At 53.2% G+C, this 1,064-nt stretch carries 1 rRNA gene; it reads left to right on the forward strand.

What is annotated here, in order from left to right:
* Nucleotides 1-1,064, forward strand: a 23S ribosomal RNA gene (locus ACJ8QF_RS25035); the annotation flags it as partial.

The raw sequence follows: 1,064 nt of genomic DNA on the forward strand, positions 1-1,064 counted from the left end.
GCGGATGGAGCTGAAGCCAGTCGAAGATACCAGCTGGCTGCAACTGTTTAATAAAAACACAGCACTGTGCAAACACGAAAGTGGACGTATACGGTGTGACGCCTGCCCGGTGCTGGAAGGTTAATTGATGGGGTCAGCCGCAAGGCGAAGCTCTTGATCGAAGCCCCAGTAAACGGCGGCCGTAACTATAACGGTCCTAAGGTAGCGAAATTCCTTGTCGGGTAAGTTCCGACCTGCACGAATGGCGTAATGATGGCCAGGCTGTCTCCACCCGAGACTCAGTGAAATTGAACTCGCTGTGAAGATGCAGTGTACCCGCGGCAAGACGGAAAGACCCCGTGAACCTTTACTATAGCTTGACACTGAACATTGAGCCTTGATGTGTAGGATAGGTGGGAGGCTTTGAAGCGTGGACGCCAGTCTGCGTGGAGCCATCCTTGAAATACCACCCTTTAATGTTTGATGTTCTAACTCGGCCCCATAATCTGGGGTGAGGACAGTGTCTGGTGGGTAGTTTGACTGGGGCGGTCTCCTCCCAAAGAGTAACGGAGGAGCACGAAGGTTAGCTAATCACGGTCGGACATCGTGAGGTTAGTGCAAAGGCATAAGCTAGCTTGACTGCGAGAGTGACGGCTCGAGCAGGTACGAAAGTAGGTCTTAGTGATCCGGTGGTTCTGAATGGAAGGGCCATCGCTCAACGGATAAAAGGTACTCCGGGGATAACAGGCTGATACCGCCCAAGAGTTCATATCGACGGCGGTGTTTGGCACCTCGATGTCGGCTCATCACATCCTGGGGCTGAAGTAGGTCCCAAGGGTATGGCTGTTCGCCATTTAAAGTGGTACGCGAGCTGGGTTTAGAACGTCGTGAGACAGTTCGGTCCCTATCTGCCGTGGGCGTTGGAAGATTGAGAGGGGTTGCTCCTAGTACGAGAGGACCGGAGTGAACGCACCACTGGTGTTCGGGTTGTCATGCCAATGGCATTGCCCGGTAGCTAAGTGCGGAAAAGATAAGCGCTGAAAGCATCTAAGCGCGAAACTTGCCTCAAGATGAGTCTTCCCTGG

The organism is Serratia sp. CY81684, from assembly GCF_052166595.1.
Taxonomy (GTDB): domain Bacteria; phylum Pseudomonadota; class Gammaproteobacteria; order Enterobacterales; family Enterobacteriaceae; genus Serratia; species Serratia nematodiphila.